Consider the following 23,253-nt stretch of genomic DNA (forward strand, 5'->3'; position numbering starts at 1 on the left):
CTGCGTGGGCTCCGGAGCCGGGAGCAGCGGAGCAAGCTCCGCTCTACGGGGCGCCACGGGCGGTGCGGCTTGCCCTCGTAGAGCCGAGCTTGCTCGGCTGCGTGGCTCAGGAGCCGAGAGCAGCGGAGCGAGCTCCGCTCTACGGGGTGTGGCTTCTCGCGGGCGCCGGAATTGTGGGGGCCTGGGGGGCGCGGGCATCGCGCTTGGCGCGCCCGGCGGCGAGGGCCCCGTCCGCGGTGTGCCGATCGATGCGCGTGGACCTCGGGTCTGCCCCAGCTTTCGGCCCCTGCCGGCGCGATCTAGTCTCGGGTCCGGAACCAATTTCAGGAGGATCGGCCATGAGCGATGGCAGCGACGGCGCCGGCGGCGTCGGTGGAGGCAGCGGCAGCGGTACGGGCGGCGCCGGCAACGACACCTCGGCCAGCGACGCGATCGGCAACGCCGCCGACGCACTCGGCAATGCGGTCGATTCGCTGAGCGAGGCGGTCAGCAATGCGATCGGGTCGATGGCCGAAGCCGTCGGCATCGACGACGCACTGGGACAGATCGCCGATGCGCTGGGCATCGACGCGAAGGACCTGGAAGGCATCGTCGGCGCCGCGATCATGGGCGCGATCACCGGCGGCCTGCCCGGCGCGGTGATGGGCGCGGTCAACGCCCTGGTCGGCGGCAGCCTCACCGATGCGGCGCGCAGCGCGGTCGCCGACAATCTGCCGGCGGCGATGCAGCCGTTCGCCAACTTCGCCATCGACAAGTTCGCCGGCCAGATCCCGGGCGCGAACACCTCGTTGCAGGGGGCGTTGAGCTCGTTGGCTGCCGGCGCGCTGACCAATGGCCGCACGCCGGACATCGGCGACCTGGGTGCGGTCGCGCGCTCGTTGAGCGACGTGCAGACCGCCGCCAGGGGCCTGATGGATGCCGCCACCCGCGGCGACTTCGCCAGTGCCGTCGACGCGGTGGCGTCGCTGGACGGTACGCTGCAGGGGCAGTTCAACCAGGCCCGGGACATCGCCGCGAACGTGACCGCGTCCTTCGCCGAGGGCCACGAGGTCTATGCCAACGGCGGCCACGACGCCTACGGCAACGCGGTGGAACAGCTGGCGGTCGACGCCACGCGGTTGCTCGCCAACCGCTGATCGCCCATCGGCGTCGCATTCGCCCCGGCATCACCCGATGCCGGGGCGTTGCCGTTGCGGTGGAAGACGGCTCCGCGGCAATCGCTGGACGGCCTGCATCGCCGACGTGGTGCCGGCGGACGAGCGCACGCGGTTTGTGGGCTGCCGGTGGCCGCGTTCGGCATCGGCTTCATCGTCCGGTCGCTGCGCCGTCCCTGCCGGCGGCGCTGCGCCACGAGGACCCGTTGGCAGACACGGCACATGGCGTCGTGTCGCGCGAACCGGATCGAACGCTCGACTCCATCTGGCGCCACTGCCGTCGGCCGGCGGTGGCGATCGCGTGGCGCCACGCGCGCGTGCCAGCGCCCCGTCCGATACAAAAATAAAAATCCCGCCCCGGAGCGGGGCGGGAATCGTCGACCTTGGAGAGAGCGTCGCGGTGGGCGCGATCATTGGGTCGGCGGAGTGTCCTCAGGATCCTCCGGCGGCATCTGCTCGTCGGTCGGATCTTCCGGCATGGCCTCGTTGGTGGTCTCCGCCGGTTCCGCGGGCGGCGGTGCGTTCGGGTCCATCGGATCGACCGGGGGCGGATCCTGCATCGGATCGGTCGTCGGATCCGTGGCGTCGTTGGTAGGCGGCGGCGCGTATCCGGCGTCACCCGCGGGTTCGGTCGGCCCTGCCGGCTCTTCCATCGGCGGCGTTTCCTCCGGCGGCGTGCAGGCTGCCAGCGACAACGTCAGCGCGGCGGCCAAGGGCAATGCGAAACGGAACATGCGTGATCTCCTCGTGGGTGACGCCCGCAGTCTCCGCGCCGTCGCGTATGGATCGCGTCACGGCGATGCTAAGGAATCGCAATGCGTCGCCGGACGGGGTCGAGCGTTCGATCCGGTTCACGTAGCGCGACGCCGTGGCCGTACCGGCCAACGGCGTCCGGCGCGCGCAGACGCGGACCGAAACTCAACCGCAGCGCAGTGCGGTGACCGTGCCGGCCTCGTCGACATCGATGTTGAGGCGATCGCCGCGGTACTCCATGGTCACCATCTGCCCGGGTTTGAGCACGCGCGCGATCTCGGCGCCGGCACCGGTGCGCGCCTGCTCGACCAGGGCGTCGTCGGCCTGCTGCCCGACCAGCGACTGCACCGGGTCGGCATCGCAGCCTTCCGTCGCGGCGGGCGCCTGGGGCGCGGGTTCGGCGGCCGCGGGCGGGTCGGCGGCGACGGCGTCGTCGCCGTCCGCGACGTGGCCGGAATTGGGTGCGCAGGCGGCCAGCGCGATGGACAGGGCGACCAGCAACAGCGAGGCGGTGGAACGTGGCATCGGGGGTCTCTCCGAAAAGCGGCGGGGTGGTCCGGACCATAGCGCGTGGCCATGGCCGTGTGAACATCGTTGCGCGCCTCGCGGCGATCGGGCGCGCAGCGTTCAGGAGACCGCTGCGCGCTTGGCTGCCGGCAGCGCGGCGCGGATCATCGCGTTGTAGCCGGTGGCGAGGATGGCGAACCCCGCTTCGGTCGGGTGGATCTCGTCGTACCAGAACGCCGGATCGGCGGTCTCGGCGAGCTGCGAGAAGTCGGCGTAGGAGAACAGCGACGGAAAGTCCGCCTTGCTCGGTGCCAGCACCCGGTCGCGAAAGCCCGCGACCAGCAACATCCGCGCGAAGCGCGCGACCTCGGCCTTGCTCGTCAAAACCGGCCGCATCGTCGGCCACAGCCAAGGGCCGACGTTGCCGATCAACGGTGCCGCCAGGCCGAGATTCTTGATGCTGGTCCGGCCGGGATCGCCGATCCTTAGCGGCGGCGCATAGCCGTGGCCGACGACCCGGAATCCGCCGCCGATCCGCGCCATCGCCTCGAGCAGGATCGCGTAGCGCTCGTGAATGCCGTCGAACAGCCGCGCCGCCAGGACTGCGGCGAAGGCATCCTCGGCGCGCATGCGGCCGGCATGGTCGAACACCGCCGCCAGCCGCGGTCCCAGCCCGTCGTTGCCGCCGATGCTCAGGCACAGCAGGTCGAACTCGCGCGCGCGCAGGCGCTCGGCATGGTCGCGGCAACGTGCCGGCGTGCACATTTTCTCCGCCGTGAGCCCGGGACCGCCGAGCCGCAACGACATGCCGTCGATGCGAACGAAGCTGTTCCAGTACAGGTTCTTGTACAGCGGCGTGCTGAACCAGGAATCGCCCCAGTAGGCGATCGCCGGCCGCGTGCGCAGGGCGTCGCGCCACGCGCGACGCTGGCGGCTGGACGGCGTGCCGGTCGCGTGGCGGACCGCGTTCCAGTCGGTGTAGATGCGCTGCAGTTGCATGTCCGGTGCGTCTCCCTATGCTGCACGGACAGGGTAACGCCAGCCGCCGCCGGCCGAGCACCGGCAGCGAACGTCGTCCGGCGCAAGGGGCTGCCGGGGCGGGCGGCCACGGATGTCTGCCGGAGGAGAAGCCTGTGCGGTTGCAGCAAGTCCTTCCGTCGTTGCGCGCGCGCCTGCGCCGGCGGGCGCAGGCCGGGCCGGTCGACATCGATGCGGTGCAGGCGGCGGAGCTGGCCACGATTCTCGGCGCGCGCGCCGATGCGCCCGCGGGCGCCGGAGGCGACGCCGGTGCGGTCGCGGATACGGTGGAGCCGTGGGGGCTGGCGCTGTCGGGCGGCGGCATCCGCAGCGCCACCTTCGGCCTCGGCGTGCTGCAGGCGCTGGCGCGCCACGATCTGCTCGAGTGCTTCCATTACCAGTCCAGCGTGTCCGGGGGCGGCTACGTCGGCGCGTTCCTGCAGGCATTGATCCGCCGCCGCGGGTTCGACGCGGCGTTCGCGGTGCTGCGCACGCGGCTGAGCGCGCCGGTCGCCGAAGCGGGCACGTCGTCCGAGGCCGCGGTGCGCACGGCCGCGCGCGTGCAGCGGCCGATCCTGCATCTGCGCGAATACAGCAACTACCTCAGCCCGAACAAATCGCCGTTCTCCGGCGACACCCTGGGCATGGTGGGCACCTACGTGCGCAACGTGCTGCTGGTCCAGCTGCAGCTGTGCGCGCTGATCCTGGCGCTGGCGCTGCTGCCGCTGCCGGTGTATGGCGTGGTCTCCGGACTGGCCCGCAGCAGCCCGGCGCTGCTGCTCTCGCTCGCCGGGCTGCTGGGCATGCTGGCGCTGGCGCTGCTGGCGTACGTGACCACCTACGGCAATCGCCGCCCGCGCGTACAGGAGGACGAGGCCGAGCCGCCGCCGCCGCGGATCGCGCTGGCGGCCGTCGCCATGGTCCTGGCCACTGCCGGCGCCGCGCTGCTCGGCGCGCCCGGCCTGGCCGGGTACGACCAGCTGCCACCGGCATTCGAGCGCGCCATCGACGCCGTGCATGCGCCGCTGCGGCCGCTCGCGCGCCTCGGCCTGGCGACCGCACTGCTGTACTTCGTCGCCTGGATGCTGTGGCTGGCCTTCGACCGCTGGTACTCGCGGCTCGCCGCCGATGGCCATGCGCCACCTTCGCCGCTGCAGCGGCACGCGCCGCGCTTCGTGCTGGGCACGCTGGGCGCGGCGGCGTTCGCCGGCGTCGCGGTCGTGGCCATGCAGCGGATCCTGGACGGCGGGCTCGTCGCCGGCGGCACGCTGTGGCACGCGATGGTCCTCGGGCCGTCGCTGGTGATCGCCGCGGTGATGCTGACCGGCATCATCCACCTGGGACTGGCCGGTCCGGCGCTGAGCGACCTGCAGCGCGAGATCTGGGCGCGCGCCGGCGGCCGGATCACTGCCGCGGTGGTGCTCGGGGTCAGCTTCGCCCTGGCGCTGGCGGTCTACGGGCCGTGGCTGATGACGTCGCTGGCGCGCTTCGGCGGCGCCCGCTGGGCGAGCCTGGGCTGGGCCGGCACGCTGGCGTGGCTGGCCACCACCGGCGCCGGCCTGCTGTTCGCGCACGGGCGGCGCGGCGGCGGCGGTCCCCGGCGCGCGTGGCTGCTGGAGCGGGTGGCGCGCATCGCGCCTTGGGTGTTCATCTTCGGCCTGCTGGTGGCGCTCAGCCTGGTCGGGCAGGCGCTGCTCCGGTTCGTCGGCTGGCCGCCGCCGGTGCCGGCGGCGACGCTCGCCGAGCACCTGTCATGGCTGCAGGACGGCATCGACGGGCATGCCGGCACATTGCTGCTGGTGATCGCCGCCGCGGTCGCGGTGTGGCTGCTGTTCGCCTGGACGGTCAACGTCAACGAGTTCAGCCTCAACGCCTTCTACCGCAACCGCCTGGTCCGCTGTTACCTGGGCGCCAGCAACGAGGCCCGCAACCCCGAGCCCACCACCAACTTCGACGTCCAGGACGACCTGGTGCTGGCGGACCTGGTGGAAGTGCAGCGGCACCACGGCGGGCGTCCCCTGTATCCGCTGATCGGCACCGCGATGAACCTGGTGGCGGCCGGGCAGCTGGACTGGCAGGACCGCAAGGCCGCATCGTTCTGCCTGTCGCCGGGGTTCTGCGGACACCTGCCGCCGGCCTCGCGACCGGGCGCCAAGCCGGTCGGGGACGTCGCCGCCGATCGCCCGGCGCTCGCCTCGACCCTGACCCTGGGCAGCGCGACCGCGATCTCCGGCGCCGCGGTCAGCCCCAACATGGGCTACCACAGTTCGCCGGCGGTGACCTTCCTGCTGACCCTGTTCGACGCCCGCCTGGGGTGGTGGCTGCCCAATCCCGCCCACCGGCAGCGGCCGCGCGCCGACGCCACCCCGTTCTTCGGCCGCTGGCTGCTGGCGGAACTGCTGGGCCGCACCCACGATGGCGGCAAGTTCGTGCACCTGTCCGACGGCGGCCATTTCGAGAACCTGGGCCTCTACGAACTGGTGCGCCGGCGCTGCCGTTTCGTCCTGTGCGTCGATGCTGGCGCCGATCCGGCGCGCACGTTCGCCGACCTCGGCAACGCGGTGCAGAAGTGCCGCGTCGACTTCGGCGCCAGCATCGACATCGACGTGCGCGGGTTGCAGCCGCAGGACGGCGAACCGGCGGCGCGCAGCTGCGCGGTCGGGCGCATCCACTACGCCGACGGCAGCCGCGGCACGCTGCTGTACCTCAAGCCGACGCTGACCGGCGAGGAGCCCGCCGACGTCCTGCACTACGCGCGCACGCACCCGCGTTTCCCGCACGAGACCACCCGCGACCAGTACTTCGACGAGGCGCAGTTCGAAAGCTACCGCCGGCTCGGCGAGGACATCGCCGAGCGCGCGCTGGCGCCGGTGCTCGAGCGCGTCGGCGCCGAGGTCGGCGCGCCCGGCCATGCCGAGCTCGGGCTGCACGACTCCGGGCGCAAACGCAGGTTGCTGATCGCCCTGCGCCAGCACTGGGTGGCGCCGTTGCCGGGCCTGGCCGATTGCTTCAGCGAGCACGGCAAGGCGTTGTCGCGCCTGTTCGCCAAGCTGCGCAACGACCCCGCGCTGGCGGTGCTGGACGCGCAGTTCCATCCGGCCTGGACCGACCTGGTGGCCGCCGGCGCCGACAGCGGCGACGCCGCGCGACCGCTGGGCCGGCGCACGCGGCTGCCGGCGCAGAAGGATTTCCGTGCCTGCTTCTACTTCTGCCAGGAGCTGATCCGGTTGATGGAATCGGTGTACCACGATCTCGATTTCGAGCACGACTGGGACCATCCCGACAACCGCGGCTGGCTCAACGCGTTCCGGCACTGGAGCTGGTCGCCGATGTTCCGCATCGCCTGGACCGTGGGGCTGCCCACCTTCGGCGTGCGCTTCGCCACCTTCTGCCAGCAGCGCCTGGACCTGCCCGCGCTGGTCAACGACGACGGCTACCAGCGGGTGCTGCGGGTGGAGGACGCCACCCCGGGTGACGACGTGACCTGGCGCGAGGCCTGCGACCGGATGCTCGAGGACGGCCGCATCAACCATGTCGAACACGGCATCCTGACTTCCGCCACGCTGCTGGCCGATGCGTATCCACCTACCGCGCTGTACCTGTTGCGGCTGCGCTGGAGCAACCTGCTGGCGCGGACCGGCAACCGCCTGCCCGACACCACGGTGGCGGTCGCCGTGCTCTCCGGCGGCACCCTGCGCCTGCTACGGGTGCAGGACCACCTGCGGCGCATGGGCCTGGCCACCGAGTTCATGCGCCTGCTGGGCAGCCGCCATCGCATCGATGCGGTGGAGGTCAGCGCCGGCTACTACGGCGCGGCCGGCGTGTGGCGCAGCGGCGCCGCGCGGCGGGTCAACGACTGGCTGCGGGAATTGCTGCTGCAGACCGGCAAGCGCCACCGCGAGCGCAGCGGCCGGGTGCGGCGCGCGCCGTCGTAGCCGCGGCGGCGCGGATCGCGTTTGCGCGGCGTTGACGTGCCCATGCCGCATCGTCGGCACATGCCCGCCCGCGCCGCAGCCGGACCGCCCGGAACCCCCGATGCCGAAGCCGATGCCGCCGACGCGGGCCTGGTCTATGTCTGCGACGACCAGCCCGGCATCTCGCGCCGACGCGCCGGCCGGGGCTTCTGCTACCGGATGCCGGACGGCAGCCTGGTACGCGATCCGCAGACCCTGGCCCGGATCCGAGCGCTGGCGATCCCGCCGGCCTATACCGAGGTGTGGATCTGCACCAGCCCGCGCGGCCACCTGCAGGCGACCGGTCGCGATGCGCGCCGCCGCAAGCAGTACCGCTACCATCCGCACTGGGCGCAGGTGCGCGACGTCGGCAAGTACGAGCGTCTGGTCGCGTTCGCGCGGAGATTGCCGAAGCTGCGCCGGCGCCTGCGCACCGACCTCAAGCGTCCCGGCCTGCCGCGCGAAAAGGTGCTGGCGATCGTGGTGTCGCTGATGCTCGACACCCTGGCGCGCGTGGGCAACGACAGCTACGTGCGCGAGAACCGCTCCTATGGCCTGACCACGCTGCGCGACCGCCACGTGGCGTTCCTGCGCGGCGGCCGCGCCCGGCTGAAGTTCCGCGGCAAGGGCGGGCAGGCGCATGACCTGGAGATCGACGATGCGCGCCTGGCGAAACTGGTGCGCGCCTGCCAGGAGCTGCCGGGGCAGGCGCTGTTCCAGTACCGCGACGACGACGGCGGCGTGCAGCCGGTGGACTCGGGCGACGTCAACGACTACCTGCGCGCCGCGGCCGGCGCCGATTTCACCGCCAAGGACATCCGCACCTGGGGCGGCACCCTGCACGCGTTCCGCGAACTCGCCGCCATGCCGCTGCCCGAACCGGTGTGTGGCGACGTCCCCAGCGAACGTGCGCTTGCCGAAGTGCGCAATCGGGTGATCAAGGCGGTCGCCGAAGTCCTCGGCAACACACCGGCAGTGTGCCGCAAGGCCTATATCGATCCGCGGGTATTCGCCGGCTGGGAGGACGGCTCGCTCGCGCGGGCCGCCGAGAACGCACGCGGCGCGCGGCAATGGGAGCAGGCGACGTTGCGCTTCCTGGCCCGCGCCCGCCGTGCCGCCGGGGCGACGAAATCGACGCGCCCAGGCCCGCGATCGGCGAGCAGACCAAAGCCCTAGATACACGGGACTTGCGGTCCCACCGGCGTTGCAGCGCCGTCCGCCGCGGCGAAAAGGGCGGCACCGCTTGACAATCCGAGCACCAACTGTACTATTACTAATAGTACAGATGAGCGATTGATCCGAAGCTCCCATGGCCCGTACCAGCGCATTGATGCTGCAGATCGCCACCGGCGATCCGCGCCCGATCACCCGGCAGATCGTCGACGGCGTGCGGATGAAGATCGCCACCGGCGAACTGACCCCCGGCGCGCAGCTGCCGAGCGTGCGCGGCCTGGCGCAGCAGTTGACCATCAATCCGAACACCGTCGCCAAGGCATACGCCGAGCTGGCGACCGAAGGATGGCTCGATGCGCGCCAAGGCTTGGGCTTCTATGTCGCCGCGCCGCGCCAGCGCCTGAGCGACAGCGAGCGCGACCGCCGTCTCGACGAGGCGATCCAGCGCTTCGTGCACGAGGTGGCCGCGCTCGACTATCCGCCCGAACGCGCACTCGCACGCCTGGACCGCGAACTGCGCGTGCTGGCGCCGAAGAAGACCGCATGACCGCCCCGCTCGCTTCCGGTGCCCGGATGACCATGACCGACCCGACAGCTTCCGAGTACGTGATCGAGACCGTCGCATTGAGCAAACGCTACGGGCACAAGCTGGCGCTCGATCGTCTCGATCTGCGGATCCCCCGCGGGCGCATTCACGCCATCGTCGGCGCCAACGGCGCCGGCAAGTCGACGCTGTTCCGGATCCTGCTGGGGTTCCTGTCTCCTGATGCCGGGCAGGCACGCATCCTCGGCCGCGACAGCCGCCGGCTCTCGCCCGAGGACCGTGGCCGCATCGGCTTCGTCAATGAAGAGCACACGCTGCCGGCCTGGATGACGATGTCGGCGGTGATCGCAATGCAGCGCAGCCACTATCCACGCTGGAGCCAGGCCGCATTCGACGAGGTCATCGGCCACTATCACGTGCTGCCGGAGCAGAAGATCCGCGAGCTGTCGCGCGGCGAGCGCGCCGGCTTCAATCTGGCCCTGGCACTGGCGCAACGGCCGGAGTTGCTGGTGCTCGACGAACCCACGCTCGGACTGGACGTGGTGGCCAAGCGCGCGTTCCTGGAATCGCTGCTGTACGGCAACGCCGCCGATGACTGCACGGTGATCTATTGCTCGCACCAGATGGAGGAGATCGAGCGCGTTGCCGACAACTTGATCATTCTCGAACGTGGCCAGCTGAAGCACATGTCGGCGCCCGAGGAATTTTGCGCGCGCGTCACCCACTGGGTCGCCGACATCCCGTTCCGTGGGCCCGAACCCGGCACCGTACCCGGCCTGCTGCAGGCCCAGCGTCTGGATGGCCTGCACCACTATCTGGTGCTGGACCAGGACGAGGACTTCGCCGAATTCCTGCGCGCCCACGGGGCACGCTCGGCACAGTGCATGCAGGTCAGCCTGGATCGCGCGATCAATGGCTTCTTGGCCAAGGATCACGCGGCGCCGGCCCGGTCCTGAGCGCAACCGTCGCTGGCGAGAGAAGACGACATGTGGAACCTGTTCAAGGCCGAACTGCTGCGCTTTCGCACCTGGGTCATCGCCTTTGCCGCGCTGCACCTGCTGGTGCTGGCCTTCCTGACGCGCGTGGTCGACCTGGCGCAACAGCCGCTGCTGGTCTATCGCGTGTTCGGTGCGGCATACGCATTGGCCGGATTGCTGCTGGGGCTTTACCAGATGGGCGGCTATCGGCGTCCGAGCGTCTGGCTCAACCTGCTGCACCGGCCGCTGCCGAACGGCAAAATCGCGGCCGCGCTGCTCGCTGCCGGCATCGTTGCGCTGGCCGTTGCGCTCGCGATGCCGATCCTGGCCCTTGCCGGCCAGCAGGCGCTGACGACCGCACGCGTGGTCGACGCCCGCCACTGGCTGTTGCCGCTCGCCACGCTGCTGATCGTCGCGTGTGGCTATCTTGCCGGCGCCTATTGCGCGCTCGCCAATCGTCGCTATGCCGCCTGCGCGCTGGTACCGCTGATCCTGCTGGGGATCGGCGGCGCTACCGGCACCGGCGCCCTGGCGTTGCAGGCGCTGGTGCTGCTGTGGCTGGCGGTGATGGTGGCGGCGGTCTTCAGGCCCGACCGAAGCGCGCCGCTGCGCTCGGCGCCCCTCGTGATCGCCACTGCGCTACCGCTGCAGATGGGGGTGTATCTACTGATCCTGCTGCTGGGATTCGGTGTCGAGATGCTGTGGATCATGCAGGGCAGCCACGCCAACAACGCCGGTACGCCGCCGCCCGGCGGGCACAACGAAAGCGAGCGCATGAGTGGCCGCGACAGGATGCTGGCCGGGCTGGCCACCAGTGCCGCGCCCGAGGCGTCGCTGTGGCGCGAGCAGGTCTCTCTGTCGGAGATCTACGGCGTCGGCACGCAGGTCGAGGTCGCACCTGTTCGCAACGAACTGACCAACGTCATGCCGATGGAGTTCGACGACGGCGAGCGGCGCCTGCGCTGGGTGTTCAGTCACGACAGCATGCGCTACGAAGGCTACGGGCTCGCCGATCGTCGTCGCGCCGGTGTGCTCGGCGTCGGACCCGGCCATGCGGTGTTTCCGGCGCCGGCGCTGGCGGCGGGCGATCTGCCGGGGCTGCGCGAAGGCGACGCGGTGTTGCTCGCCGGCGACGGGTTGTACCAGTACGCCAGCGAAAGCCGGCAGGTGCGGCAGCGGATGCGGCTGCCGGCCGGCGAGATCCTCGCCGGCGTGGCGCCGGTCGGCGAAAGCGTCGGCGTGATCAGCGACCGTGCGCTGTACTTCTTCGACACCCGCGCCGTGCTGGAGGACGACGGCATGTTGACGCCACGACAACGGGTGCCGATCCCGGGCGCGTTCGGTGATCTGCGCGATCTCGATCTGATCGAACTGGTTGGCGGTTATCTGGTGTCCTTCTCCTTCACCCGCCGCCCGGACGACCTGCTCGGTGCCGCGCCGTATCAGACCCTGCTGCGGGTGGACGATGCCGGACGTGCCGAAACGGTCGCGCAGCGCGCGATCGCGTACGACTATCCGGCACTGCATCGATACCGCGCCTGGTGGCCGTCGCCGGCGATGTATGCACTGCGCCAGGCCGCGACCGGACTGTTCGCCGGCGTGGATCCGCTGCGCGCGACGAATCCGCCGCCGGTGCCGCGCAGCATGCGGGCGCTGGCCGGCGCACTGATGCTGCTGTCGCTATTGGCGGCGTTGTGGCTGACCCGCCGCCAGGCGCTGTCGGTACCGGCGCGTGCGGCCTGGGTCCTGAGCTGCGGGCTGATCGGGCTGCCCGCCCTGGCGAGCCTGTGGCTGCTGTATCCACAACGCGTACCGGCGCAGGCCCAGACCCACCTCGACCCCGTTACGGCATGACCACGATCCGCACCACGATTCGCTGATCCCCATCGCCGGTCGCCTTCGGCCCGGCTTCGCAGGAGAGACCTATGCTCGCGTTTCCGGACGCGCCTGGGGTGCTGTACGCCCTCGTGTTCGCACTGCTCGCCGCCGCGCCGGCCAGCGCAGACGATGCTGCCAGGCTGCATGCCGCCGTCGCCGTCGAGCGCGCCCGTGTGCCGGCGCCGCGTTTCCAGCGCAGCGACTTTCTCGTGCGTCCGGCGATCGAGGCCGTCACCCTGTCGCCGGACGGGCGCCAGGTCGCCTGGCTGCGCGAGCACGGTCGCCATCGCGAAGTCTGGCTGCAGTCCATCATGGACGGCCGCGCGCACCGGCTGCTGACAGACACGGCGGCACGACAGCTGCACTGGACGCGCGATGGTCGCTGGCTGTTGCTCGAGTCGCCGCGGCAGCTGTTTGCGCTGGCGACGGCGGGCCGGGCCGGTTCGGGCCTGGTGACCGCGCTAGGCGATCGCGTTCGCCGCGAGCTGCAGACCGTCGACGCGACGCAGCCGGCGGCGATCATCGCGCTCGAGCGGTCGCCCGCCGCGCGGCAGGGCGCGCCGGCGCATTGGCGCCTGTTGCGGGTGGACATGCGGGGCCGGCGCACAGTGCTGCATGCGGACACGCATCGGATCGCCGGCTTCGCGCTCCATCCGGACGGCCGACTGGCGTTCCTGAGCCGGGTCGAGGGCGAAGCGGTCGTGATCCACCGGATCGACGCACCCGGCCACATGCACCAGGTCCTGCGCTGCGGCAGCATGCACCGTTGCGACCTGCTGCCGGTTACCGGCGACCGCGGCGAACTGCTGCTGCACGGCGATCCCGGCGGCAACCTGTCGCGGTTGCTGCGGCTGGATGCGCGACATGCGGTGCACACGCTGCACGCCGATCCGCACGGCGATGCCGATCTCGCCGATCTGGTGCTGGACCCGATCAGCCGGCGGCCCCTGATCGCCAGCTATCGCAGCATCGAGGCGGCCAGCTACGGGCTGACCGACGACACGAGCCGTCGGGTCGCGGTGATCGCAAGGCAGTTCCCGCAGCGCCAGTTGCGCATCCAGGTCGGGGTCGGCGCCGACGCGCACTGGCTGGTGAACGAACGTGGCAGTTCGCTGCAAGGCGAGCGCTGGCATCTCCACGATCCGCGCACCGGGCGGTTTCGCAGGCTGCTCGACGAGCCGCCGCTGCGGCAGCTCGACGGCAGGCCGGCGCAGTGGCTGCCGGCGTCGGCGTTGGCACGCAAGATCCCGGTCGTCTGGCGCGCTTCCGACGGCATGCGCCTGCACGGCTTCCTGCTGCTGCCACCGGGCGCCGATCCAGCGCGGGTGCCGCTGGTGGTCAACGTGCACGGCGGACCGTGGAGCCACGCGCAGCCCGAGTACGGCAGATTCGCACAGTTCATCGTCAATCGCGGCTACGCCGTGTTCGAGCCGAACTTCCGCGGCTCGACCGGCCACGGCCGCGACTACATCTTCGCCGCGCAGGGCGATTACGGCAACGGACGGGTGCAGCGGGACATCGTCGACGGCGTGCGCCATTTGCTGGCGCAGGGCATCGGCGATGCGCAGCGCGTCGGCATCGCCGGCGCCTCCTTCGGCGGCTATTCAACCCTGCTCGGCCTGACCTTTTCGCCGGAGCTGTTCAAGGTCGGCGTCGCGATGGTGCCGCCGCCGGAATTCGGCTGGAACCTGCGCTGGACCGCCCGCAATGCCGAGGCGCTGACGTTGTCGCGCCATGTCCCTTTGACGACGGTGCTGCGCATGCTGTCGCTCGACATCGCCGACGAGGCAACAATGGCGCGCCTGCATGCGCAGTCGCCCCTGGCCAATGCTGCACGGCTGCAGCGTCCCCTGCTGTTGATCGCCGGCGGCGAGGACCGTCGCGTGGCCATCAGCGGCGTCATCGAATATGCGGCGCGGCTGAAACTGTTGGGCAAGGATGTCAGCCTGTTGATCGATCCGCAGGCCGGTCATTCCAGTGACGAGCCGCTCTACCTCGAAGCCAGCCTCTATCTGCTCGAAAGCGCGCTGCAGGCACATCTGGGCGGTGCGGCGCCGGCACCGCCGCGCAATGATCTGCGCCGGTATCTCGACCGCAATCTGCGCATGGCCGGGCAGGACCTGCACATGCATCGGCCATCGGCCGGTGAAGCGAAGCGGAATCCGCGATCCGACAGCCCGTAACCGGCCACTGTCCACCGCGCCGCATCGCGTAGTCTGTCGGTCCGAACCGGACGGAGCCCCCCATGACCCGCAGCATCCCCTGTCTCTTCCTCGGACTGTTCCTTCTGGCGGCCCGTGCCGACGCCGTGCCCGGCGATGACATCCGCGCCGACAATCTCGCGCAGCACCTGCGGGTGCTCGCCTCCGACGCATTCGAGGGCCGGGCGCCGAACACGCCCGGCGAGGACAAGACCGTCGCCTACATCAGCGAGCAGTTCGAGCGCGCCGGCCTGCAGCCGGCCGGTGACGACGGCGGCTGGACCCAGGCGGTGACGCTGGAACGCAGTGAGATCGACGGCCCGGTCGAGGCTTCGCTGCACGTCGACGGAAAGATCCGTGCACTCGCCAACGGCGACGACATCGCCGTCGAAACGCTGCGCCCGGGCGAGCGCGTCGACCTGCGCGAGGTGCCGCTGGTCTTCGCCGGTTACGGCATCACCGCGCCGGAGCTGGGCTGGGACGACTACGCCGGGCTCGACGTCGAGGACAAGATCGTCGTGGTGCTGGTCAACGATCCCGACTTCGAGCGCGAGCAGCCCGGCAAGTTCGGCGGTCGCGCCATCACCTACTACGGCCGCTGGACCTACAAGTACGAGGAGGCGGCGCGTCGTGGCGCCGCCGGCGTGCTGATCGTGCACGAGACCGAACCGGCGTCCTACCCCTGGGCCACGGTGCGCAACGGCCGCGCCGCGCCGCAGTACGACATCGTGCGCGAGGATGGCGGCACGTATCACCTGCCGGTGCGCGGCTGGATCCAGCGCGAGCCCGCCGTGCAGCTGTTCGCCGATGCCGGGTTCGACTTCGACCGGGCCAAGCACGCTGCGCAGCAGGACGGCTTCACCGGCCATGCACTCGGCGACACCGCCCTGTCCATCGGCTTCAAGGTCAAGCGCGACCGCATCGTCAGCCGCAACGTCGCCGGCCTGCTGCCCGGCACCGATCGCGCCGACGAGACCGTGATCCTCTCCGGCCACTGGGACAGCTTCGGCATCGGCGAGCCGGACGACAGCGGCGATGCGATCATCAACGGCGCGGTCGACAACGCCACCGCCGTCGCCTCGCTGATCGAACTGGCACGCGTCTTCGCCGCCGGCGAACGCCCGGCGCGCAGCCTGCTGTTCCTCGCCCTCACCGCCGAGGAGAACGGGCTGCTCGGTGCCCACTACTACGCCGCCAACCCGCTGCGGCCGCTGGAGACCACCGCGGCCGTGCTCAACCTCGAAATGTGGAGCCCCGACGGTCCCACCCATGACATTTCCTCCTGGGGTGTCGGCAAGGTCTCGCTGGAGCGCAGCCTGAAGGCCGCTGCCGAGCAAGACGGCCGCAGCTATTCGCCCGATCCCAATCTCGAGGCCGGCTTCTTCTATCGCGCCGACCATTTCGCCTTCGCCCAGGCCGGGGTGCCGGCGATCACCATCGGTCCCGGCATGGACCAGATCGAAGGCGGCGTGGAAGGCGGCAAGGCCGCCCGCGCCGACTACTTCACCCATCGCTACCACCAGCCCGGCGACGAGTTCGGCGACGACTGGGACATGCGCGGGCCGACCGCCGACACCCGGACCGTGCACCGGCTGGCCATCGCCATCGCCGCCTCCGCCGCCTGGCCCGAGTGGGACGCGGACAGCGAGTTCAAGGCGGCGCGCGACCGCAGCGCCGCCTCGCGCGCGGTGCCGGACCGCTGAAGGAGCGAAGCACCCTTGCCTCCGAGCCGCCCTGGCAACGACACTCGTGTCCTGCGCAAACGGTCGGGCGCAAGCCGGTTGCTGAATTTCCGCCGCGAGGCGGCGTCCACGGCACTCGGGCGAACCGGACGCAGCCAAACCCGTTCCGTTTCCGGTCGCATGCGTGCTCCGGACGAATGGCCGGGGCGGGCGGAGACGGCAAGCCCAGTCCGGGCGGGACGGCAGCGGTAAAGCAGTCGGCCCTTCGTGCGGGCTCGATTTTACTGCCTTGAAACATCGAAACGACGCAAATCAGGGAGAGACTGCATATGACACGAGGTTCCGCATGCATCATCGCCGTCGCGTTCCTGCTGGCAAGCGCAGCCGCGTTTGCTGACAATCGCGAAATCCATACGTTTGCAGGCGGCCAGAGTATCCCCGCGACGTTGACGCTCTACAGCAGCGATGGGGATCCGCCGGGACGGCGGACGCCGATCTTCTCGAACTACCGTCCGAAGGTCGACTTCGGCGACGGACGCGAGGTCATCTGCATGTTCTCGATTCCGCAGGCGGTGCGGACGATCGCACCGGGCGAGACGGCCGATGTCTCGCTCAGCTGCAAGGAATCCGTGGCGGTCCGCGCATCGGCGACGCGCTTCCTGGTGGTCGAGGGCGACAAGAAGGTCGGGTTCGGCGATGTCCGGCTTCCGCCGCCAGCGCCTTAGCGCCTGGAAGCGCGCGATGAAAAAAGAAGGCCAGCAGGATGGGCAAGGCCAAGACCGCCCATAGGGCTCATTGCATCGGCTGACGAATGATCGTTTTCCACTTCTTTGGATCTGCACGCCGTATATCGCTCAAGTAGATCTCGTGGTGCCTTCCCGCGAGGCCTGACCGGGCATCGATGAACGCATGCAGGCGCTCGATGGTCGGTCCCTCTTCGGAGAACGGGCCGACGTGCAGCACTTGCGCACAACGCCCTTCGGAAAATTCCTCCAGGCGCAGCCTGTCGATGCCCGGCAGCTGCTTCTTGCTTTGGACCGCAGCAACAGCCGCTTCGATGATTTCATCTGCGACGAAGTGGGGCTGCATGATCAACATCGTCCATTTCCAGTTTGTCCGGTCGTTGGCAATGAAAGCTGACATGTCGTCCGCCCACCAAAGCCCTTCGAGCGGCATGACCGGATAGTCGAGTGCTTGCTGCCCTTTCTTGACCATGAACTTGGCCGTGTAGGAGACCGAAAACAACGCTTCCACAGCCTGCGCATACGCCCGGGAAGTGTTCGGATCCCCTTCTCCGTCAACCATGAGGTACTTGAACGTGGGAACCTCGACCTGCACAACGGTCTTGGCGGACGCCCGGTAGAGCTGCTTCAGCTCCTTCTTCAGATCGATCTTCTTCATTCGCCCTCACCATTCCGATGTCGGCCGAGGCTTGAATCACGCCGCGCAGCACAGCGGCGTTGGTTTGAACGGCAGGCGCGGGCGTGCCGCGTCCTTGATCTCAGGCTGCCTGCACCTGCACCACCCGCAGCGGATTGTCCCACTCCTTCAGCAATTCGGCCTCGCGCGCCTTGGCCGCGTGCAGGTGCGCTTCCTTGACGTGGCCGTAGCCGCGGATGTGCTCGGGGATGCCGGCGATCTCGGCGGCGAGGGCGGCGTTGCCGCTGTCGAGTTTCTCCAGCAGGCCGCCGATGGTGCGTTCGTAGTCGTCGATCAGGCGGCGCTCCAGCCGGCGCTCTTCGGTATAGCCGAAGATGTCCAGCGCGGTGCCGCGCAGGCCGCGCAGTTTCGCCAGCACACCGAACGCCTTGAACACCCAGGGGCCAAACTCCTGCTTCTGCAGTTCGCCCTTGTCGTTCTTCTTCGCCAGCAGCGGCGGGGCGAGGTGGAAGCGCACGGTGTAGTCGCCCTCGAACTGCTGTTCGATGCGGCGGCGGAAGTCGCCGCTGGTGTACAGGCGCGCGACTTCGTATTCGTCCTTGTAGGCCATCAGCTTGAAGAAGTAGCGGGCGACGGCTTCGGACAGGTCGGTGCTGCCCGGCGCCAGGGCCTGTTCGGCGGCGCGCACCCGGGCGACGAAGTCGGCGTAGCGTTGGGCGTACTTCGCGTTCTGGTAGTCGGTGAGGAAGGCGATGCGGCGGGCGATCAGCTCGTCGAGCGAGCGCGACAGGCGCAGGTCGTCGAGGGGAAGGAAGGTGACTTCGTCATCGCCTGCCCTCACCCCACCGCCCGCGTCGCGGGCGGTCCCTCCCTCTCCCGCCGAGCGGGAGAGGGGCGTCGGCGGGCGGCCTGCGGCCGCCGGATTCGACATGGGCAGATGCCGCAGGTCGTCGCCAGTGCGTGACGGCTTCGGTGCGCTGGTGGCTCCCCATTCGGCGCTTTCCCATTCGCCGGGCGGCAGCGCCTGCAGTGCGCCGGGGGTGGATTCGGCGGCGGTGGGCGCATTGCGGACGATGCCGGCGGCCTCCTGCACGGCGCCGAGGTCGAGTGCGGCCAGGCGGCCCCAGGCGAAGGCGGTCTTGTTCATCTCCACCGCGGCGCCGTTGAGTTCCACCGCGCGCATCAGCGATTCGAACGACAGCGGCACCAGGCCGCGCTGCCAGGCGTAGCCGAGGATGAAGAGGTTGGCGGCGATGGCGTCGCCCATCAGGGCGGTGGCGAGCTGGGTGGCGTCGACGACATGCAGTGCAGAATCAGGCAGCGCAGAAGCCGAGGGTTCGTCGCCGCCGAGCGCGCTGCGGATCGCGGCGACGATGTCCGCGGCCGGGAACTGCATGTCCGGGCGGGTGGTGAAGGTGCCGGGCATCGCCTCCCAGGTGTTGAGCACCACGCGGCTGCGGCCTTCGCGCAGCTTCGACAGCACCCAGTAGTCGTTGACCACCACCATGTCGCAGCCGAGCACCAGGTCGGCCTCGCCGGCGGCGATGCGCACGGCGTGGATGTCGGCGGGCGTGCGGGCGATGCGGATGTGGGTGGTCACCGCGCCGCCCTTCTGCGCCAGGCCGGTCTGGTCGAGCACGGTGGAGCCGCGGCCCTCCAGGTGCCCGGCCATGCCCAGCAGCGCGCCGATGGTCACCACGCCGGTGCCGCCGACGCCGGTGATCAGGATGTTCCAGGGCCGCGCCAGGTCGGTCTCGAACGCGGGCGGCGGCAGGTTCTCGAGGCGTTCGGCGGCGGACGCCTTGCGGCCCTTGCGCGGCTGGCCGCCGTGCACGGTGACGAAGCTCGGGCAGAAGCCCTCGACGCAGGAGTAGTCCTTGTTGCAGTTAGACTGGTCGATGGCGCGCTTGCGCCCGAACTCGGTCTCCTGCGGCAGCACCGAGACGCAGAAGCTCTTCTTGCCGCAGTCGCCGCAGCCCTCGCAGACCAGGGTGTTGACGAACACGCGCTTGGCCGGATCCTTGAGCTTGCCGCGCTTGCGGCGGCGGCGCTTCTCGGTGGCGCAGGTCTGGTCGTAGATCAGGATCGAGACGCCCTCGACCTCGCGCAGGCGCTTCTGCACCGCGTCGAGTTCGCTGCGGTCGAAGAACTCCACGCCGGACGGGAAGAGCGCCGGCTTCGACCATTTGCCGATGTCGTCGCTGACCACGACGATCGTCGCGATGCCCTCGGCGCGCATCTGCCGGGCGATGTCGGGCACGGTGAGGGTGCCGTCCACCGGCTGGCCGCCGGTCATGGCCACGGCGTCGTTGTAGAGGATCTTGTAGGTGATGTTGACCCCGGCCGCGACCGCCTGCCGGATCGCCAGCGAGCCGGAATGGAAGTAGGTGCCGTCGCCGAGGTTCTGGAACACGTGCGGGGTGTCGGTGAACGCCGCCTGCCCGGCCCAGGTGACGCCTTCGCCGCCCATGTGGGTGAACGTGTCGGTGTCGCGGTCCATCCACGTCACCATGTAGTGGCAGCCGATGCCGGCCAGCGCGCGCGAGCCTTCCGGCACCCGGGTGCTGGTGTTGTGCGGGCAGCCCGAGCAGTAGTGCGGCACGCGCGGGAACTGCGCCCGTGGCAGCGCCAGCTCGCCTTCCTTCTGTTCCATCCACGCCAGCACCCGGCGCATCTGTTCCGAATCATGGAAACGCTGGATGCGGCGCGCGATCACTCCGGCGATGCGCGCCGGCGTGAGCTCGCCGGTGGAGGGCAGGATCCATTCGCCGGCCTCGTCGTACTTGCCGACGATGCTGGGGCGCTGCCCGTCGAAGTTGTAGAACAGCTCCTTCATCTGGCTCTCGATGAAGGCGTGCTTCTCCTCCACCACCAGGATGTCCTGCAGCCCGCGCGCGAACGCGTGGATGCCCACCGGCTCCAGCGGCCAGGTCATGCCGACCTTGTACACGCGGATGCCCAGATCGAAGCATGCGCGCGCATCCAGGCCCAGGTATTCCAGCGCCTGCAGCACGTCGAGGTAGCTCTTGCCGGTGGTGACGATGCCCAGCCGCGCCTGCGGCGAATCGATCACGGTGCGGTCGATGCGGTTGGCGCGCGCGAACGCCTGCGCCGCCTTCACCGCGTAGCGGTGCAGGCGCATCTCCTGCTCCATCGGCGGGTCCGGCCAGCGGATGTTGAGGCCGCCGGCCGGCATCTCGAAATCCTCCGGCAGCGCGATCTGCAGCGCGAACGGGTCCACGTCCACCGAGACCGACGACTCCACCGTCTCGGCGATGGTCTTGAAGCCCACCCAGCGGCCGGTGTAGCGGCTCATCGCCCAGCCCAGCAGGCCCAGGTCGAGGATGTCCTGCACCCCGGCCGGGTTGAGGATCGGCATCATCGCCGCGGTGAACTCGCCCTCCGAGCCGTGCGGCAGGGTCGAGGAGCGGCAGGCGTGGTCGTCGGCGGCCAGCGCCAGCACGCCGCCAAGGCGGGCGGTCCCGGCGGCATTGCCGTGCTTGAACACGTCGCCGCAGCGATCCACGCCGGGCCCCTTCCCGTACCACATCGCGTACACGCCATCGACCTTCGCGCCCGGGAACAGGCCGGTCTGCTGCGTGCCCCAGACCATGGTCGCGCCCAGGTCCTCGTTGAGCCCGGGCTGGAACTTCACCCCGGCCGCATCCAGGTGCTTGCGTGCGCGCCACAGCTCCAGGTCGAAGCCGCCGAGCGGCGAGCCGCGATAGCCGGACACGAAGCCGCCGGTGTTCAGGCCCGCGGCCCGGTCGCGCAGCCGCTGCATCAGCGGCAGGCGCACCAGCGCCTGCACGCCCGACAGGTAGATCCGGCCCTCGGCACGGGTGTACCGGTGCTCCAGGGTGTAGTCGGCGTCGATCCCGGCGCGGGGCGGGGCGGTCCCTGCGGGCGCGGGCGGCGAAAGGTCGGCAATGCGGGTCATGGCGGGGGTCTTCGGCTTGCGAACGGGTCGCTGGCGGGCCACGGCGGGATTGCCGGGAGGCGTCGAAACGGCCGGAAATTGTAGCAGCGGGTCCCCTGCCGCCTGGCCGGCGAGCGCCGCGGCTGGCGTTGCCCCCGAAAGGAGCGCAGGATGCGGAAGCGAGCTGATGCGTCAGCGCGTCGGCCTTCCAGGGGCGAGAGGATGTCGGCGGAACTGCAGACAACCGATCGATCGGAGCGCGGCGCCTGGGCGTGGCGTCACAACCATGCGCTGGTGGCGCTGGCGCGCCAGGTCTGGCACGACCGCTGCAGTCTCGACACCGCCTACGCGCGGATCTGCGAAATCGCCGCCGCCACCCTCGAAGCCGACCGTGTCGGCATCTGGCTCCTGGATCCCACCCACGTCCGGCTCGCCTGCGTGCACCTGTTCGAGCGCGCGGGCGCGCTGCACAACCCGCCCGGCGCGCACGAGGTCCTGCGGCTCGGAAAGGAGTACGGCGCCCGTCTCGGGGAACTGCGGGTGATCGACGCCGCCGACGTGAGCCGCGACCGTGCGCTGACCGCCGCCGACCCCGCGCTGTCCGAATACCTGGAGCGCCACGGTATCGTCTCGATGCTCGATGCGCCGGTGCGCAGCGGCGGCGAGCTGGTCGGCGTGGTCTGCCACGAGCAGGTCGGCTCGCCGCGCATCTGGGCGCCGGAGGACCAGGCATTCGCCGCCAGCATCGGCGATTACGTGGCGATGGCCGCCGAGATCAATCGCCGGCGCGAGGCCGAGAACCGGCTGCGCTACCTGGAACTGCACGATCCGCTGACCGACCTGCCCAACCGCGATCATCTGTTGGAGGTCGCGCACAGCGCGCTGCGGCCGATGCACGGCGGCGATCGCGAACTCGCCGCGATCCACCTGCAGATCGAATCCTGCGGCGCGGTCGGCGACGACGCCTCGGTGCTGGTCGAGCTGGCCGCGCGGCTGCGGGGCCAGCTCGGCGACGTGGTCACCCTGGCGCGGGTGCGCGAGCACGCCTTCGCGCTGTTGCCGCACGGCCCCCTGACCGAAACCGAGGCACTGGAGCTCGCCGAGCGCTGCCTGGCGCTGGTGCAGGACGCGCATCACGCCGCGGCGGTCGGCGTCGCCTTCGCCCGCGACCTGGCGGCGCCGTCGGCCCACGCCCTGCTGCGCAACGCCGAGTTGGCCAGCCAGCGCGCGCGTGGCGGCGGCCACAACCGGTGCGAGGTGTTCGATGCCGAGCATCACCGCGGTCTGCTCGAACGCCTGGGCATCGAACGGGCGCTGCGCGAGGCGTTGGCGCAGGAGCGGCTGCAGGTGCAGTTCCAGCCGGAGATCGACCTGCGCGACGGGCGCTGGCTGGCGGCGGAGGCGCTGCTGCGCTGGCAGGAGGCGGACGGCGCCCTGCATCCGGCGCAGGAATTCATCGCCGTGGCCGAATCGTCCGGGCTGATCGTCCCGCTCGGGCGCTGGGTGCTGGAAAGCGCCTGCCGACTGGCGCGCGACTGGATCGGTCGCGACGGTACGGCGCCGGTGCTGCGGGTGAACGTGTCGGCGCGGCAGTTCGAGCAGCCGAACCTGCTGGCCGACATCGAGCAGGTGCTGCAGCGGACCGGGTTGCCGAGGGCACGGCTGTGCCTGGAATTGACCGAAACCGCGCTGCTGGCCGACGCCGAGGGCGCGGCACGCATGCTGGCGCGGCTGCGCGCGCTCGGCATCGGCATCGCCCTCGACGATTTCGGCACCGGCTGGGCGTCGCTGGCATACCTCAAGCATCTGCCGGTCGACGCGATCAAGCTCGACCGCAGCTTCGTCGGCGGCCTGCCGGCGGACCCCTACGACAGCGCCATCGTCGAGGCGGTGGCCGCCATCGCCCGCAAGATCGGGATCGACGTGGTGGCCGAGGGCGTGGAGTCGCAGGCGCAGGCCGATGCCCTGCGTGCGCTCGGCATCGTCCGGGCGCAGGGGTTCCTGTTCGCACCGGCGCTCGACAACGCCGAACTGCTGGCGCGCTACGGCGGCTGAGCGCTGGCACCGGAGCCGCCCCCGTAGAGCGGAGCTCGCTCCGCTGCCCGCGCACCCGAG

Annotated in this window: 15 protein-coding genes; 10 read left to right on the forward strand and 5 right to left on the reverse strand. The window is 70.5% G+C overall.

The features are described 5' to 3' along the window. The first annotated feature begins 338 nt into the window (after positions 1–338). Positions 339–1,136 carry a hypothetical protein gene (locus U3649_RS03730; RefSeq protein ID WP_407353546.1) on the forward strand — a complete coding sequence of 266 codons (798 nt, stop codon included), beginning with the start codon at positions 339–341 and terminating at the stop codon, positions 1,134–1,136. Positions 1,137–1,564: 428 nt separating this feature from the next. Here U3649_RS03730 and U3649_RS03735 read toward each other — a convergent pair whose 3' ends face one another. The 3 genes from U3649_RS03735 to U3649_RS03745 form a co-directional block, all read right to left on the reverse strand. Continuing rightward, on the reverse strand, positions 1,565–1,867 hold the full coding sequence (locus U3649_RS03735; RefSeq protein ID WP_407353547.1) for a hypothetical protein: 303 nt from the start codon (positions 1,865–1,867) through the stop codon (positions 1,565–1,567). 205 nt (positions 1,868–2,072) lie between these two features. Continuing rightward, positions 2,073–2,432: an I78 family peptidase inhibitor gene (locus U3649_RS03740; protein ID WP_407353548.1), complete on the reverse strand. Its 360-nt coding sequence runs from the start codon at positions 2,430–2,432 to the stop codon at positions 2,073–2,075. Between the two features lie 102 nt (positions 2,433–2,534). Further along, positions 2,535–3,413 (reverse strand): hypothetical protein, encoded by an 879-nt coding sequence (locus U3649_RS03745; protein WP_407353549.1) that lies wholly within the window; start codon positions 3,411–3,413, stop codon positions 2,535–2,537. Positions 3,414–3,547: 134 nt separating this feature from the next. On the opposite strand from U3649_RS03745, the gene U3649_RS03750 reads away from it, so the two are divergent. The 8 genes from U3649_RS03750 (at position 3,548) to U3649_RS03785 (ending at position 16,564) form a co-directional block, all read left to right on the forward strand. Then, a complete protein-coding gene (locus U3649_RS03750; protein WP_407353550.1) occupies positions 3,548–7,366 on the forward strand; it encodes a hypothetical protein in 3,819 nt (1,272 codons plus the stop codon). A 60-nt stretch (positions 7,367–7,426) separates the two neighbouring features. Continuing rightward, positions 7,427–8,560: a DNA topoisomerase IB gene (locus U3649_RS03755; protein ID WP_407353551.1), complete on the forward strand. Its 1,134-nt coding sequence runs from the start codon at positions 7,427–7,429 to the stop codon at positions 8,558–8,560. 133 nt (positions 8,561–8,693) lie between these two features. Then, positions 8,694–9,104, forward strand: a complete 411-nt coding sequence (locus U3649_RS03760; RefSeq protein WP_149195100.1) for a GntR family transcriptional regulator — start codon at positions 8,694–8,696, stop codon at positions 9,102–9,104. Further along, positions 9,101–10,057, forward strand: a complete 957-nt coding sequence (locus U3649_RS03765; RefSeq protein WP_407353552.1) for an ABC transporter ATP-binding protein — start codon at positions 9,101–9,103, stop codon at positions 10,055–10,057. The genes U3649_RS03760 and U3649_RS03765 overlap by 4 nt, the downstream gene beginning before the upstream one ends. Positions 10,058–10,087: 30 nt before the next feature. Then, positions 10,088–11,932, forward strand: a complete 1,845-nt coding sequence (locus U3649_RS03770) for a hypothetical protein (RefSeq protein ID WP_407353553.1) — start codon at positions 10,088–10,090, stop codon at positions 11,930–11,932. Between the two features lie 71 nt (positions 11,933–12,003). Beyond that, positions 12,004–14,139, forward strand: coding sequence for a prolyl oligopeptidase family serine peptidase (locus tag U3649_RS03775; protein WP_407353554.1), 2,136 nt, complete (start codon positions 12,004–12,006; stop codon positions 14,137–14,139). Between the two features lie 62 nt (positions 14,140–14,201). Next, complete coding sequence (locus tag U3649_RS03780) at positions 14,202–15,860, forward strand: M28 family metallopeptidase (RefSeq protein WP_407353555.1); 1,659 nt, start codon at positions 14,202–14,204, stop codon at positions 15,858–15,860. Between the two features lie 308 nt (positions 15,861–16,168). Beyond that, on the forward strand, positions 16,169–16,564 hold the full coding sequence (locus U3649_RS03785) for a hypothetical protein (protein ID WP_407353556.1): 396 nt from the start codon (positions 16,169–16,171) through the stop codon (positions 16,562–16,564). 67 nt (positions 16,565–16,631) lie between these two features. Here U3649_RS03785 and U3649_RS03790 read toward each other — a convergent pair whose 3' ends face one another. Then, entirely contained in the window at positions 16,632–17,240 is a 609-nt protein-coding gene (locus U3649_RS03790) for a GyrI-like domain-containing protein (RefSeq protein WP_407353557.1), read from the reverse strand. Positions 17,241–17,340: 100 nt separating this feature from the next. Next, complete coding sequence (locus U3649_RS03795; RefSeq protein ID WP_407353558.1) at positions 17,341–21,159, reverse strand: indolepyruvate ferredoxin oxidoreductase family protein; 3,819 nt, start codon at positions 21,157–21,159, stop codon at positions 17,341–17,343. A 201-nt stretch (positions 21,160–21,360) separates the two neighbouring features. Here U3649_RS03795 and U3649_RS03800 point away from each other — a divergent pair, with 201 nt between their 5' ends. Next, positions 21,361–23,193 (forward strand): putative bifunctional diguanylate cyclase/phosphodiesterase, encoded by a 1,833-nt coding sequence (locus U3649_RS03800; RefSeq protein ID WP_407353559.1) that lies wholly within the window; start codon positions 21,361–21,363, stop codon positions 23,191–23,193. Positions 23,194–23,253 lie beyond the last annotated feature (60 nt).

It is taken from the genome of Luteimonas sp. R10 (assembly GCF_045689605.1).
In the GTDB taxonomy this organism is placed as follows: Bacteria; Pseudomonadota; Gammaproteobacteria; order Xanthomonadales; family Xanthomonadaceae; genus Luteimonas.